At 40.7% G+C, this 15,273-nt stretch carries 9 protein-coding genes and 1 pseudogene; 5 read left to right on the top strand and 5 right to left on the bottom strand.

The window, feature by feature from the left end; all coding sequences use genetic code 11:
* Positions 1-134: 134 nt before the first annotated feature.
* Positions 135-833 carry a transporter substrate-binding domain-containing protein gene (locus tag VOI46_RS02575; protein ID WP_004586825.1) on the top strand — a complete coding sequence of 233 codons (699 nt, stop codon included), beginning with the start codon at positions 135-137 and terminating at the stop codon, positions 831-833.
* Positions 834-848: 15 nt separating this feature from the next.
* Here the strand turns inward: VOI46_RS02575 and VOI46_RS02570 are convergent, their stop codons facing one another.
* Positions 849-1,094 (bottom strand): DUF1289 domain-containing protein, encoded by a 246-nt coding sequence (locus tag VOI46_RS02570; protein WP_004586824.1) that lies wholly within the window; start codon positions 1,092-1,094, stop codon positions 849-851.
* 139 nt (positions 1,095-1,233) lie between these two features.
* On the opposite strand from VOI46_RS02570, the gene VOI46_RS02565 reads away from it, so the two are divergent.
* Positions 1,234-2,468 (top strand): IS3 family transposase gene (locus tag VOI46_RS02565; protein ID WP_324738171.1). Its coding sequence is split into 2 segments (ribosomal slippage): positions 1,234-1,585 and positions 1,585-2,468, totalling 1,236 coding nucleotides; the frame shifts between segments, so codons are not numbered across the junction.
* Positions 2,469-2,510: 42 nt separating this feature from the next.
* Here the strand turns inward: VOI46_RS02565 and VOI46_RS02560 are convergent.
* The gene (locus VOI46_RS02560) at positions 2,511-3,650 is read right to left on the bottom strand and encodes a 1-acyl-sn-glycerol-3-phosphate acyltransferase (protein ID WP_004585872.1); all 1,140 of its coding nucleotides are present in this window, start codon (positions 3,648-3,650) and stop codon (positions 2,511-2,513) included.
* Between the two features lie 430 nt (positions 3,651-4,080).
* Here VOI46_RS02560 and VOI46_RS02555 point away from each other — a divergent pair, with 430 nt between their 5' ends.
* Together VOI46_RS02555 and VOI46_RS02550 are read left to right on the top strand one after the other, a co-directional pair.
* Positions 4,081-5,025 carry a D-2-hydroxyacid dehydrogenase gene (locus VOI46_RS02555; protein WP_004585871.1) on the top strand — a complete coding sequence of 315 codons (945 nt, stop codon included), beginning with the start codon at positions 4,081-4,083 and terminating at the stop codon, positions 5,023-5,025.
* 295 nt (positions 5,026-5,320) lie between these two features.
* Complete coding sequence (locus VOI46_RS02550) at positions 5,321-5,701, top strand: DUF3192 domain-containing protein (protein ID WP_004585870.1); 381 nt, start codon at positions 5,321-5,323, stop codon at positions 5,699-5,701.
* A gap of 88 nt (positions 5,702-5,789) precedes the next feature.
* Here the strand turns inward: VOI46_RS02550 and VOI46_RS02545 are convergent.
* The 3 genes and pseudogenes from VOI46_RS02545 to VOI46_RS02535 form a co-directional block, all read right to left on the bottom strand.
* Positions 5,790-6,694 (bottom strand): annotated as a pseudogene (locus VOI46_RS02545) (diguanylate cyclase).
* A complete protein-coding gene (locus VOI46_RS02540) occupies positions 6,678-10,469 on the bottom strand; it encodes an ATP-binding protein (protein ID WP_004585868.1) in 3,792 nt (1,263 codons plus the stop codon). The pseudogene VOI46_RS02545 and the gene VOI46_RS02540 overlap by 17 nt, the downstream one beginning before the upstream one ends.
* Positions 10,470-10,535: 66 nt before the next feature.
* On the bottom strand, positions 10,536-11,933 hold the full coding sequence (locus tag VOI46_RS02535; protein WP_004585867.1) for a PhoH family protein: 1,398 nt from the start codon (positions 11,931-11,933) through the stop codon (positions 10,536-10,538).
* A 306-nt stretch (positions 11,934-12,239) separates the two neighbouring features.
* On the opposite strand from VOI46_RS02535, the gene rapA reads away from it, so the two are divergent.
* Positions 12,240-15,134, top strand: coding sequence for an RNA polymerase-associated protein RapA (gene rapA / locus VOI46_RS02530; protein WP_004585866.1), 2,895 nt, complete (start codon positions 12,240-12,242; stop codon positions 15,132-15,134).
* The last annotated feature ends 139 nt before the right edge of the window (positions 15,135-15,273 follow it).

The raw sequence follows: 15,273 nt of genomic DNA, 5'->3' as shown, positions 1-15,273 counted from the left end.
TTATCCGCATTTATTATACGTATATTTGAACCCATTTACTGTTTAAAAAGCAACAAACATGGGCAAAAACCAAACTATTTTGGTATTATTCGCTGCGTTCATTTGCCCTCTCCTTATTTTAAACGGAAGTAACCTTGCAGATACAGCTCAATGCTTTGTTTTTATTAGTCGTTTTATTTTTTAGTAAAATTACACTCGCCAATCACAATAGCGTTATATTTAACCGCCCGGCCGACTCAGCTCAAGCAAGCTATGCGCTCGCTTTACTCACATTAGCCTATAAAGAACTTAATTATGAAGTACACATAATTGATTTTAATCGCCAAAATGCCTTATTAGCAGCCAATAATGGGGTGTTAGATGGCCAGCTTGGCCGCGATATAAGTATAGAGGCGGACAATAAAAACCTGATCAGAATTAACTACCCACTGTTTGACTATAAGCTTTTACTGTTTAAAAACTGCCAACCCAATACACTCGATAAGCTCGATAGTATTGCGGTTTTATCAGGCTATCCAGTTCAACACCATTACTTAAATGAGCATAAGTTTAACGGCAATATTATTGAAGTAAAAAATATTACGACCCAACTTAACCTACTAGCCCAGCATAAAGTTGATGGGGTAATTATGCTCGACTTTGTGCTTAAAGCCGATAACTTTTCCCTGCCAGAGACGTGTATGCAAACCCAGCTGCTAAGTACGTTTTCGCTCTATCATTATGTACATAAAAAGCACGCGGCTTTGGTAAGTAAATTATTGAATGCTTTAAATAAGCTACACGATAACGGCACTAGTCGCGCATTGCGCGCAAAATACAATTTAAAACTCTAGCATGTACAGCAAGGTTTAAAATTCAAAGCCTTGTTGCTTATCTAAAGTGGCTTGTGATTGCGCAGCTTGGCGCTTTTGTAAATACCGTTTGTAACGTTGTTGGCACAAGCTAAGTACTTTCTTTTTTTGCGCATTGCTTAACGCATTCCAATTAAAGCGCTCATCCCGGCTTCGGTAGCAGCCTTTGCAATAACCTCGGTTGTTTACTTGGCAAATACTTTTACAGGGGCTTGGAATATCAAATATTTCAATTTGTTGCATTGCGCCCCCTAAGTAGATTAATTGCTTTGTATGAGTATAGCGTTATTTATGCACAAAAAAAAAGCAGCGTTTACGCTGCTTTATTACACTATTTGCCTGTCTTGTCCTGAAATGTGTTTACACATTTAGGACTTATTTTATGAAAACCACTAAAACTAAAGACGTTAAGCGTACTCAGCGAGATTATACATTAGGCTTTAAATTATCTATTGTTGAGCAAGTAGAAAAAGGCGACTTCACCTATAAACAAGCGCAAAGTCATTACGGCATTCAAGGCCGCAGTACCGTTCTGGTATGGCTGCGAAAACATGGTAAATTAGATTGGTCTAAACCAACTTATATAGCCAACATGCCTAAATCGAAAGAAACCCCAGCACAAAAAATTAAACGTTTAGAGCGCGAGATAGAAGAGTTACGCCTAAAGGATTTAATCAAAGATGAAATGATTAATATTATGGATGAAGAATATGGAGCGGGCTTGCGAAAAAAGTACATATCCGAGCTATCACGCGCGCAAAAGAAAACCATCAAATAAAGCTTACTCCGTTATGCCGTGCATATGGCATAACGCGACAAGGTTACTATCAAGCTATGCGCAGAATAGATGCTCGGAATAAAGAATTGGAGCCAGTCAAAGAATTAGTGATGTACTGGCGGCAATTCATGCCTCGTATTGGTGGGAAGAAACTTTATCTGATGATAAAGCCAGACCTGCAAGAGCGTGGCATTAAACTAGGTCGTGATTGTTTTTTTGATTATTTGAGAGAGCATGACTTTCTTGTAAAACCAAAGAAAAATTACACTAAAACAACAAACAGTAACCATTGGATGCGCAAGCATCCCAATTTACTAAAGGAATACATGCCTACTGCGGCCGAGGAAGTCTTCGTTAGTGACATTACATACGTAAAGTCGGCGCAAGGCGTGCATTACCTATCGTTAGTCACTGATGCTTACAGTCGAAAAATAATGGGTTATGAGCTGAGTGATGAAATGAAAGCAACCGATGTAGCCAAAGCATTAGAAATGACAATTAAGCAACGCGTATATAAACGTGATGCCATTCATCATTCAGATAGAGGTTCACAATATTGCTCTGAAGTATATCAAAATGCGCTATTAAAAGAGGGCATTAGACCATCGATGACCGATGGGTATGACTGTTATCAAAACGCATTAGCAGAGCGTATTAACGGGATATTAAAGCAAGAGTTTTTACTGTATAAATGTCGCAATATGGCAGAGTTAAAACAGCTCGTTGAAGAATCGATATTTATATACAATGAAATGCGACCGCACTTAAGTTTGGATATGAAAACACCAAATCAAGTGCATAAAAAAGACCTGGCGCTTTCGCACCAAGTCTTTCATTAAAACCGTCAACCTATTTCAGGACGGGACAGCCAACGCAGATGCCTAATGGCTTTGCTCACATACTTTGTTTGTGATTTCAGTTTTGCGTTGAAATGGCTTGGCATACATAGCTAAAACAAGTGGCTTTAGCTCTTCTGGCACTAAGGCTAAACGCTGTTCAAAAGTGGCGGTATCGGGCTCATCAATAACTGCTTGCTTGCACCCACCGGCAATGTAATTTCCTGGATGTAAGTAAAAAGACTCAACAATGTGCTTATCAATTGTTTGCGCCAGCTCATCAGCATCATCGCAACCGCTTTCAACCGGTTGTCCAAATGCTAAGTGCACATGCCCTTTAGCAGAGCTAAACCCTTCAACAATACTTGCTATGTCTTCGCCCTCTGATTTTACGTATTCACCGTGCTGCTGTTTATGATAAAGCTCTTTTGCTTTAGAAATTGCACAAGGCTCATACTGGTAAGAAATAGACACAGGAACAATTTTTAACTCTTTAATGTACTCGCCAAATCCTTTCTTTTGTTTACGACCATTAAGTTGCAGCATTTTTAAAAGCGCCGGATCTGTTTGATCAAAGCCGTCTTTTGCACGCCCTTCTTTTTGCGCAATCCAAATAGAATTTCCTGCTGTTAACGAGTCATAAATATACGACGACAACTGCGTAAGCGCCTTAAGCATCTCTTTAGGTGCTTTGGCTGAGCGCTTAACGATAAAGCTTTTATTTAAGCGCATCAGCTCGGTTATATACGGTATTTGCAATAAGTTATCACCAATTGCTATACGCACCGTCTTCATTTTATGTTGATACAAACCCCAATTAACAAGTGCAGGGTCCAGCACTATGTCGCGGTGGTTTGATATAAATAAATACGCCTGCTGCGGGTCTAATTTGTCTAAACCCGAAAAGGTAACTTTTGAGGTAGTGCGTTTTATAAGTTTATCTAAATACTTTGCAACTTCGTTTTGTACATCTTCAACGCTCGTAAATTTACCCCATTTTTTTCGTAACTGGCTTCTCACCAGTGTGCGAGCAATAAAAGGCATAGCGGATATAAAGCGCGGTAAGTTGTACTTTGCTATTACATCTATAAACGCATTATCGTTAATTAAACGCGCTAGCGAGGCCGCAACTTCATCGTCGTTGTAAGGTCTTATGTCTGCGTACTTATCTTCTAATTCACTCATTACTGCATCTACAATGTTAAAAAAACGGCACGCAAAACGTACCGTTTATATATAATTTTGATTATAACTCAGCCACTCTTAAATAAGAAATAGCCATTTGGTTATGCTTATTTGCGAGCCATTTCAGTCTATGACCACACAAAAAGGGGTTGGTGCATTGTTTTTTAGTTTTATCAACGTTAATAAGGCTTGTTGACCTTTCACAGGAAAGTGAGTTCAACCTCAATTGATAAACAGGCCCCAGCGATATAGCCCGCTAAAATATCATGTTATTTATATTTGAGTGGGCAGACCAGCCAATTTAAACTTTTAACAGCAACCTGACTTTTTGTACTAAGCATTTGGTAGTAATAGCATTAACAAAGGTGTGTATTCGTAGTACCTTAAACGCTCTTGCCATTTTACGGTACGCATTTAGATAGGACACACAATGAAAATCACCATTCTCGATAACGCTACTTTAGCTAAAACCTCGTTAACTTGCATTGAAGAACTAGGTGAGCTAACTACTTACGAACTTACGTCACCTGAGCAAGTTGTTGCTCACAGCCAAGGCGCGGACGTCCTTATTACCAACAAGGTTGTGCTAAATCGCGATACGATAAGCCAACTTAAAACGCTTAAGCTTATTTGCGTAAGTGCAACAGGCACTAATAATGTTGATTTAAACGCCGCTGAAGAATTTGGTATTGCCGTTACCAACGTAGCAGGCTACTCAACCCCTTCGGTTGTACAGCACACGTTTTCGTTAGTGACTAATTTATTAGGTAATACACACCGCTACCAGCGCGACTGCCAGCAAGGCGCTTGGCAAAAAAGCGAGATGTTTTGCCGATTAGATTACAGCTTTAATGATTTACAAGGTAAAACATTTGCCATTATAGGTGGTGGAACGCTAGGTAAAGGTGTGGCGACAGTAGCGCAAGCTTTTGGAGCCAATGTAGTGGTTGCAGAGCGTAAAGGCGCCTCTTGTAGAGAAGGCCGTACACCTTTTGAAGAAGTATTAAAAACCGCTGATATAATTAGCGTGCACTGCCCGCTTACTGATGAAACACGCGATTTAATTTCGTTAGATGAGCTAAAAATGATGAAACCCAGCAGTATTATTATCAATACCGCCCGTGGTGGCATTATAAATGAAGCCGACTTAACCACAGCCCTAGAGCAAAATTTAATTGCCGGTGCGGGAGTTGATGTACTTACTAAAGAGCCGGCAGAGCCTTCTAACCCGCTGGCTAATTACACAGGCGAAAACTTGCTTCTTACACCTCACATTGCATGGGCCAGCACAGAGTCAATCGTGCGCTTAATTAATGAGGTAAGCCTAAATATTGCAGCCTTTACTAACGGTGAGTCTCGTAACCGCTTGGTATAATAACAATTTGCAATAATAATTAGCCGCATTGAGGCTAGGTTTTACCTGCCTCAAAGTGCCTTATTCTATTTAGTAAATAGCTGTAACGTGTTTTCGCTAGGCTAAATAAACGCAGGCTAGCTCAATCGTTAAAAAACCTAAAAAGTGGCTGTTTTTGCTAATGATTTTTATAATTAATCACTTAAAAACAGCCATCACAACCTAACCCCATGAATTTTATAACTTTGTTATATTGGCCTATTACTTGCTCCTTATAAGTAAATAATTAAATTAAAACTCATCAAGGACTATAACAATGAAAAAATCACTTTTAGCTGCTGCACTTATTGCTCCGTTTTTAACAGGCTGTGTTATTGCCGTATCAGATGGCGAAGCAGAAACGCACTGGGCAGGTAACGACTCATCAAGCTGGCAACATCAGCATAAAAAAAACCGTGAAGCGATTGCAGATTTAACAATGGATAGCAGCTATCAATCTGTTTTAGCGCAATTAAAAACGCCAAACTTTACCGAGCTATTGAAAAAAGACGATGATGTGTATCAGGTACTGTTTTACGTGACTAACAGCATTCACTCTGATGGCAAAACAACAAAAGATGAATGCACGCCATTGGTATTTAAAAATGATAAATTGGTGGGTATTGGTGAAAGCGCACTGGGCATGATCACAAAATAATCGCTAGTAGCGTAAAGCAGCCCCACTTGGTAATAACATTAACGTGTGGGGCCGATTTTAATAACGCTTTAATATAAACACAGCCACATTATAAGTTAAGCGCAACCACCTGATCTCGCCCTGCATCTTTTGCGGCATATAGCCCTAGATCAGCTTGTTCGAGTAAGGCTTGTTCGGCACTTGCATTGCCGTTTTCCATACTGGCAATGCCAATACTGATTGTTATGTGATCTGCATTTAACGAAGCTTTGTGCTCTATATTGAGGCTGTTTACTGCTTTTCTTAACTTTTGGGCAAATGCTAATGCCTGTTGTTTATTAACATCGGGTAATACCGCTGCAAATTCTTCCCCCCCGTAGCGGGCAATAAAGTCAGTACTACGCTCACATTGCGCTGCTAACGCCTGGGCAACCTGCTTTAAACACTCACCCCCGCTCGGTGGCCATAGCAATCGTTGTAACGCTTAAAGTGATCTATATCTACTAATAAAACAGACAAACACGAGCCATTACGTTTACTTCTGCGCCATTCACGAGAGAGGTTTTCATCTAAATAACGCCTGTTGGGTATTTCCGTTAAACCGTCTATTGAGGCAAGCATTTCTAGCAAATCATTTTTTTGCTTGATCAGTAATTGGTTGCGTACCCGCACTTTGACTATAGACGCATTAAAGGGTTTAGTGATGTAATCCATTGCACCTAATTCAAGGCCTTTTGCTTCATCGGTGTGGCTATTATTAGCAGATATAAACACAATAGGAATAGACTGAGTAATAGGGTTTTCTTTAAGCTGTACAAGCACTTCATAACCATCAATGCCTGGCATCACCACATCTAAAATAATTAAATCGACCTGATTAGATTTAATAAAGGTGAGCGCTTTTTCGCCGCTTTCGACTAAAAATACGTCATGCTCCGAGCCCAGTGTTTTTTCAAGCACCAGCCGGTTAAGGGGATCGTCATCCACAATTAGTATTTTAGCTCTTTTTGGCATCCCGTCCCCCTAAGGTTTCAATAAATATAATCACTTGCTTTAGCTGAATGATTAGCTCTTTTAAAGTGTGCTGAAGCGGCTCGTTAGTTGTTTTAAGGTGCGTTTCACATTTTTTTGCACACAATGAAAGCCTAATAAAACCTAAGTTACCCGCCACGCCTTTAATGCTATGCACTAAGCGTACCACTTCATCTCGCTGGGTGTTTTCTTCAATTTGTTCTAACTGCGTTTCACACAGCTTCGCAAACTTTCCGACCATGGTTGCCAGTAAATTTTCATCAAAATTAAACTGGGTGAGCGCAAAGCTTTGGTCATAAAACTTAGGTTTTATAAAGTCTACATCTCTAATTGCATCTAACAGCACAGCTGCAACCACAGGTTTAGTTAAATGCTTATTCATGCCGCTACTAAGTGAGCGCTCAACATCTGCAGGTTCACAATGTGCTGTTAAAGCAAAAATAGGCAGCTGGCGCGCGTCAAACTGTTGGCGAATTAATTGCGTTGCTTGGCAACCATCAATATGCGGCATTTGCACGTCCATCAAAATTAAATCTGGTTTTAATATTTGTAGCAGCTCTATTGCATCTGGCGCATTGGTAACCGTTATTACATTTATATGGGCCTGTTTTAGCACACTGCTAATAATGTCTAAATTAAGCGGGTTATCATCAACCGCCATAATAAGTAGACCCGATATATCTTTTTTTACTTCTTCATTATTTTCAGCGGCTTTAGGTGGCTCCGCCCCCGCATTAGCAGTTAAGCTAATCAAGCGCTGAGCTAACGCCGTAGCTTTAACATGTTGTGCGTTAATTTGCGTAGTACAAGGCAATGCTAAAGTGTGCTCGTGATTAACCACAACCACAGGGTATGAGTTGCCACTGAGCGTTTCGTGTATAGATTCAACCTTTAATAAATCGTTCAATGTGGTTTCATCAATAATCAGTTGCTGTGCATCAGCAAGCTTTATTGGGTAGCGAAGCGCCTCTTCTAAATCAATGGCCGCCACTTGTGAGTAGGCATTAACCACTTCGTTTAGCTGTACAGTGTCATCGCTCACAATGGCTAATGTATTAGGTATAAATACACTATTTTTAGCCGTATCTACCGCAAGCGCTAGAGTAAAGAAAAACTCACATCCACGGCCTTTGTCACTATTAATTGCAATTTCGCCTCCCATTAAGGCTACACCATGTTTAACTATAGCAAGTCCAAGCCCGACCCCTTGGTGAATACGCGTAGAAGATTCATCGCCTTGAGTAAAAGCATCAAACAGTCGTCGTTGGTCAGCCTTAGCAATACCTACACCACTGTCTATTACGTGAAAACAAATACGTTGCTGATCTAAAACGTCATTTTCTTCAAGCACCATTTTTAAAGTAATACTGCCTTTATTAGTAAACTTAACGGCATTGGTGAGTAAGTTACCTAATATTTGTTGCAAACGTATTGAATCCCCCACCAGCGCGGGGTTAATGAGTGGATCTATTTCAATATTAAAGCTTAACCCTTTGTTTTGACACAATGGCGCTGTTAAGCTCTCGCAAATATCAATCAGTTCAACTAAGCAAAAAGGCACCGGTTTAATTTGCGCTTGCGAACTTTCTACTCGGGCAAAATCGAGCATTCTGTTTAGCATCAGCAATAAGCTTTGAGCTGCGTTTTTAGCCAGCTTAGTTTGTTGCAGCTGCTTATTTTTTAAGCCTTGCTCTACTATCATATCTAACAGCCCTAACACAGCGTTAAGAGGGGTGCGGATCTCATGGCTTAGATTAGCAATAAAGCGGCTTTTAGCTATTGTTGCGCGTTCTGCGTCATGCTTAGCTTTAGTCAGCGCACTTACATCTTGAATATGAATAACATAATAAGAGGGATCACGGTTTTCATCCCACACCAGCGACACACTCAGCTGCAGCCAACTTGTTAGTTTTCCTTGTGAGAGCGTTAAATGATAAACCCGTTTTTTATCATCTAATAAGTGACAAAGCGCATTTTTTATTTCTTGCCACTGCGCCTCATCAAACAGCATTTTTAGTGGCTCACCAGTTAAAATATCTTGCTGTGAAAATAACTTACGAGCCGCTTTGTTAACTTGCAATATGGTGTGCTCAAGCGAAAGTAACACCACACTGTTTGCTGCAAACTCTATTGCACTTCTAAATTTAGATTCTGACGCTTTTAATGCCGATAGAGTTTGCTGCTGCTCAGTAATGTCTCGCCCAATTCCCATAGTGCCTAATAAGTGCTGGTGCTCGTTATAAAATGGGGCAATCGTTAATTGATACGATTTGTCGGTGCTATCTATGCGTTGCTCAATGCTACTTTTGGTTTGTAAAACTTGCTTTTCTAGTAGGCTTAACTGTAAATCGTCGCTGTCTAAATCTTCAATACGCTTACCGACTAGGATGGCTTGCTCTTTGCCTACATAGGCTTCAAATGCTTTATTACAGCCTAAAAAAGAGCCATCAATATTTTTAAAGTAAATAAGATCAGGCACACTATTTAGCATAGTATTTAATAGCGCTAGGTGTCGCTCTTTTGCTTCGTAGCTGCGTTTTAGCTTTTGAGATTGCAGCTGTAACTGTTCATCGAGTTCTTTATTAGCCTCTTGGAGCGACTCAACTAACTGTGCATTTTTATCAAATACATATTTAACGCGAGAAAACCAAGGCTGCCAATTTAAAGGAATGGGGTAATTAGAAAGCGCGGCTTTAGGGGCATCATTTTGTTCAAAATATTGCATTAAATGAGTCATTGGTCTAACAAAAATACGTTGGCTTAACCAAAAAAATACCGCAAACATTAAGCTTAAAAATAACGTTAAAAACGCAAACTCCAAAAGAACTTCATACCTAATTGGCGTGATCACTTTTATTTGCGGCTCATAAAAGGCGGCATGAATGGGCAGGTTCCCCATTGCTTGCATAAAAAACTGCGCATTTGTGTTATTGACTAAGTTTATTTTTTCATTGTCATGGGCTAATTCAGGCCAATAATCTTTTAAGGCTGTTGCTTCATTTAACTGCTTAACAGAGCTGGCTATCACTTGATGCGACTGGTTCATAAACACATATTCGCCTTCGCTTGGTGCCACCTTTTTAAGCCAGCTAGACATGGCCTCTAAATCGTATATTAAAATGATGTAGTCTGACGAATTAGGTTGTTTTTTACGGCCAATAGCAAAATAAGCGCTATCGCGTATTTTAACAATGGCGCTTGAGGTAAGCTGGCCAGGTATAAATGTGGGCTTAAAATTACCATTCAAAATTTTATTAAGCATAGTGCTTTGGCTTTTATTACGCCTTACCACATAGGCAAACCCCGAATCATCAACATAGGCAACAGCCGACAACGATTGCATAAGCGATAACGCGGTATTAAACGTTGGGCTTAGGGTTGTAGCTTGCTGCCATTGGATCAACGCCCGGTTAGAAAAAGCAAACTGCCCTTTACCGACTATTTCGCCTTGGCGCTCGCTAAAGTGGCGGTAGTAGTAATTGTCGTATTGATTAATACCTTCTAATAAGTTGCGATTGAACTGCTCAACACTAGGCTGCTGATACGATATAAAGGCATTGTCAAAAAAGTCATTTACCGAGCTCATTATATGGCTAACTTGAGCCGACACTTGCTCAAAATCGGCTTGACGTTTTTCTATGGCACGCTCAACTTTTATATTATACAAGTGCAAACACAGTAAAAATGCCACAAATAAGGGAACAAATAATGCTACAAATAAAGAGCGGTAATAGTCTTTTAGAGGTAAAAATTTCAACGTTTTGCCTAAGTTTTGGCCCGATAGTCAGCCACTAGACTATCGAGCCAAATTGTTCTGCGCAAGTTATAAATTTTCTTCTGCAAAGGAGGCTAAACGGCTGCGCACTACCCCGTTTAAATTAACTGTTGCACTACCTTCAAAGTCTTTAAAACGCTCAACAATATAAGTAAGGCCGGAGGTAACGGGGGTTAAGTAGTTACTATCTATTTGCGCTAAATTACCGCTACAAATTAGTTTTGTTCCCTCGCCACAACGGGTAATAATAGTTTTAAGCTGAGATGCCGTTAAGTTTTGGCTCTCATCCAAAATTACCACTGCATTTTGAATACTACGCCCACGCATAAAGTTCACCGACTTAAACTGTACATTGGCTTTTTCCATTATGTAATTGCGACTCGAAATTGGGTTCTCGTCTCCTTTGTGTAGTACCTCTAAGGTGTCGGTAATTGCAGCTAACCACGGCGCCATTTTTTCTTCTTCGGTACCGGGTAAAAAACCGATAGACTCAGCTATTTCGGGGGTATTACGCGTTACAATGACCTTGTCGTAAATACCGCGCTCAATCACCATTTCAAGCGCACTGGCCAGTGCCAGTAATGTTTTACCGCACCCAGCTGGACCGGTTAAAATAACCAGCTCAATACTAGGGTCAAGCAAAGCGTCGAGAGCCATACCTTGGTAAATATTTTTAGGTTTTACGCCCCACGCTTGCTGGTGCATTAAACGCTCAACACTAATATCTTTTAATTTAATACGCTCGTTATCGTAAGATTTGACCCGCGCAGCAAAGTGCTCGCTGCCATCAAGTATGTACTCATTGCAAAACACATCTGGAATTAAGTTTTTAGCCACATAATGAAACGTATCACGGCCATGCTGCTGTGTTTCGCATTGCCCTACGTGCTGCCAAAAATCGCCCTCTATTTTTTTATAGCCGCTAGTTAATAAAGCAATATCATCGATTAATTGGTCGGTACGGTAATCTTCAACATATTTAAGGCCTGCACCTTTTGCTTTAAGGCGCATGTTTATATCTTTTGTCACTAATACAATTTTTGAATCGCTGTGCTGTTTTTGTAAATACACGGCGCAGTTAATAATGCGGTGGTCGTTTTCATCCCCCGGTAAACCAGAAATAGAATCTGCAAAAAGATGGTCATTAACAATAATGAGCGTGCCAGTGGAATTGGCATTTGCCTTTTTATTGCTAGGCAGTGCAACACCCTGCAACATTTGCTCTGGAGTTGCGTCTTTTAGTACCTCATCTAAGCCGCGAATAGCCACTCGTGCATCACGGCTTACGTCGTGTTTTCTATCTTTAATGTGGTCAAGCTCTTCTAAAACAGTCATGGGAATGACAACGTTATGTTCTTGGAAAGACAAATAAGCGAGGGGTTCGTGGAGTAATACATTGGTGTCTAGCACATACATTTTACTTTCAAGGTTCGAAGCTTTTTCCATAGCACTTTCCTTACGTTTTATGATTTTTATGCTATACCAAAATAACTAAGTAAAACGGGCCTAAATTCAAACCTGCAATACTTAATTGCTAAGGCATAATCTAAGTTTAGTCTATTTGTCATAAAAGTCCGTTTTATTACAAACACGATATAGTTTTTATTTACCTAAAAAAGAGCTATTTGTTAGCACTGTTAATGGGATTAATTCGCACTTATAAAATTAATTAAAAGTGAGTCAAATAGCGCCTTGCAGTGGTGTTATGTAACAGGTAACATAGCCGCCTTTTTCTTCATAGACGAGACATACATGAATTTTTCCTTAGGTCAGCGTTGGATCAGTGATACAGAGTCAGATTTAGGATTAGGCACCGTAGTTGCCATTGAAGGCCGCCAGGTCAGCATTTTATTTCCTGCCAGTGGTGAAAACCGTGTTTATTCTAGTGCAGAAGCACCGGTTACCCGTGTGGCATTTAATCCAGGTGATGTGATCAAAAGCGTTGAAGAATGGGAATTAGAAGTGGAGTCTATTGAAGTGCAAGGTGAACTACTTTGCTACGTAGGTACTCGCGTTGATACCGGCGAAGAAGCAAAGCTAAAAGAAACCTTTTTAGATCATTTTATTAAGTTTAATAAACCGCAAGATCGTTTATTTGCAGGCCAAGTAGATCGCTTTGATTGCTACACCTTACGTTACCAAACATGGCAGCACCAATTTGAGCGCCAACAATCGCCTATTAAAGGCTTAATTGGCCAGCGCGCTAACCTTATTCCGCATCAGCTTTATATTGCACAAGAAGTAGGTAAACGTTTTGCCCCACGTGTATTGCTCTCAGATGAAGTAGGCCTTGGTAAAACCATTGAAGCCGGCATGATTTTACACCAACAAATCATTAGTGGCCGTGCTAGCCGTGTACTCATTGTGGTGCCAGAAAACCTGCAGCACCAATGGTTAGTAGAAATGCTACGCCGCTTTAATTTACGTTTTTCTATTTTTGATGAAGAGCGCTGCGACGAAGCCTTTGCAGACTCGCCAAACGTATTTGATACCGAGCAGCTAGTGCTTACCAGCCTTGAGTTTTTAACCAAGAAAAAACGCTGGTTTGAACAAGCAACACTTGCTGATTGGGATTTATTAGTTGTTGATGAAGCGCACCACCTAAGCATTAACAATGGTAAGCCGAGCACCGAATATCAGCGCATGACTGAGCTTAGCCAAGATATTCCGGGTCTTATTCTATTAACAGCAACGCCTGATCAACTTGGTCACCGTAGCCACTTTGCCCGCTTGCAATTGCTCGACCCAGATAGATTTTACGACTACGACGTATTCAAAGAAGAAGAAGCTAATTACAAAGACGTTGCCGAAGCGGCAAATCAGCTACTGCAAGCGCAAGCCCTTGATGATACAGCCAAAGCCACACTCATTGAGCTATTAAAAGAAACCGATATTACCGATGTGCTTGAAAAAGCTCAGCAAGGTGATCTACCGGCGCGTAAAGAAATACTTAACATGCTGCTTGATCGCCACGGCACAGGTCGTATTTTGTTTAGAAACAGCCGCAGCGGAATTGATGGCTACCCAAGCCGTAAATTACATGCTTACCCAATGGCACTGCCAAAGCAATATAAAACAGCAATGTCGGTACTTGGCAGCATGAGCGGTATACAAAGTGCAGAGCTAAGCGCACAACGCGCTCTGTTTCCAGAGAAAATCTTTCAAGAGTTTGAAGGTGAAAGTGCCAGCTGGGGCGCATTTGATCCGCGTGTAGATTGGTTAATCGAAACACTTAAAACCCTAAAGCACGAAAAAGTACTGCTTATTTGTGCCAAAGCCGAAACCGCTATTAGCCTTGAGCAAATTTTGCGTGAGCGTGAAGCAATAAAAGCATCTGTGTTCCACGAGGGCATGTCGATTATAGAGCGCGACCGCGCAGCAGCCTTTTTTGCCGATGAATACGACAATGCACAAATACTGCTGTGTTCAGAGATTGGCTCAGAAGGACGTAACTTCCAGTTCTCGCATCACTTAGTGTTATTTGATTTACCACTAAACCCTGACTTACTTGAACAACGTATCGGCCGATTAGACCGTATTGGGCAAATAAAAGATGTTAATATTCATGTGCCGTATTTTGAAAATACAGCGCAAGAAGTATTACTGCGTTGGTACAACGAAGGCCTTGATGCATTTGAAAGCACATCAACCACTGGCCAGCTATTGTATAAAGAATTTAGTGAAGACCTACTTGATTACATTGCTGCCCATAATTGTGATGAAGAAGAGCTCGACCCTCTACTTGAGCAAGCAGCCAAGCAAAATGCCGTGCTACGCAAACAAATGGAAAGTGGCCGTGACCGTTTATTAGAGCTGCATTCATCTGGCCAAGGCGCTGCCGATTCATTGGTTGAACAAATTGAAGCACTTGATAACCAATTTGAGTTACCAAGTTACATGATCAACGTATTCGACACGTTTGGAGTAAGCCAAGAAGACAAAGGCGAAAACACCATTATTTTAAAGCCAACAGAGCATATGCTAAGTGCATCGTTCCCAAGCTTAAAAGAAGATGGCATGACGGTTACATTTGACCGCGATACCGCCCTTTCGCAAGAAGACGTACATTTTATTAGCTGGGATCATCCTATGGTGCAAGGCACGATGGACATGATTTGTGATGATGACTTTGGTAGTGCCTCTGTAGCTTTGCTTAAAAACAAAAAATTACCACCAGGTACCTTTTTTGTTGAGCTAATATTTGTAGCCGAAGCTATGGCACCAAAAGCCCTGCAAGTAGGTCGCTTTTTACCGCCAACGCCTATTCGCATATTACTTGATAAAGCCAGTAATAACCTCGGCGAAAACGTGGCATTTGATAGCTTTAACCAACAGCTTTCAGCCGTTGGGCGTCAAACTGCAAGTAAATTAGCAGGTGCTTTACAAGGTGCGGTTCACCCAATGATCAACACCGCAAAAGAGATGGCTCAGCAACAGCTTGAGGTTATACGCAGTGCGTCACTTGAAAAAATGCAAAGCACCTTAGGTGAAGAACAAGCTCGCCTTGAAGCGCTTAAGCAAATTAACCCTAATATTCGCCAAGAAGAAATTACCTTCTTCGATAAGCAGCGCAGCGAGCTGACAACGCATATAGAAAAAGCCCAATTAAAACTTGATGCGATACGCTTAATCGTAGTTTCACACTAAGGTTTTTGAGCGTTTAGTTTATAGCTATCAGCCGTTAGTTAGATCAAGATATAACTAAACTACATTTCAAAAAGCACGGTTTACAGGCCGTGCTTTTTACATTCACCTCTACAATTACTCATCAGTATCTTGGCCACCT

Origin of the sequence: Pseudoalteromonas sp. CuT4-3 (genome assembly GCF_035666335.1) — a bacterium.
GTDB classification, from domain to species: domain Bacteria; phylum Pseudomonadota; class Gammaproteobacteria; order Enterobacterales; family Alteromonadaceae; genus Pseudoalteromonas; species Pseudoalteromonas atlantica.
Note: the sequence above shows the minus strand (reverse complement) of the source record. Positions and strands in the feature narration are given on the sequence as shown.

Coding starts and splice junctions, on each gene's coding strand:
- VOI46_RS02560 (WP_004585872.1), bottom strand. CDS start 3,650: ATGAGTGAATTAGAAGATAAGTACGCAGACATAAGACCTTACAACGAC.
- rapA (WP_004585866.1), top strand. CDS start 12,240: ATGAATTTTTCCTTAGGTCAGCGTTGGATCAGTGATACAGAGTCAGAT.
- VOI46_RS02555 (WP_004585871.1), top strand. CDS start 4,081: ATGAAAATCACCATTCTCGATAACGCTACTTTAGCTAAAACCTCGTTA.
- VOI46_RS02570 (WP_004586824.1), bottom strand. CDS start 1,094: ATGCAACAAATTGAAATATTTGATATTCCAAGCCCCTGTAAAAGTATT.
- VOI46_RS02550 (WP_004585870.1), top strand. CDS start 5,321: ATGAAAAAATCACTTTTAGCTGCTGCACTTATTGCTCCGTTTTTAACA.
- VOI46_RS02535 (WP_004585867.1), bottom strand. CDS start 11,933: ATGGAAAAAGCTTCGAACCTTGAAAGTAAAATGTATGTGCTAGACACC.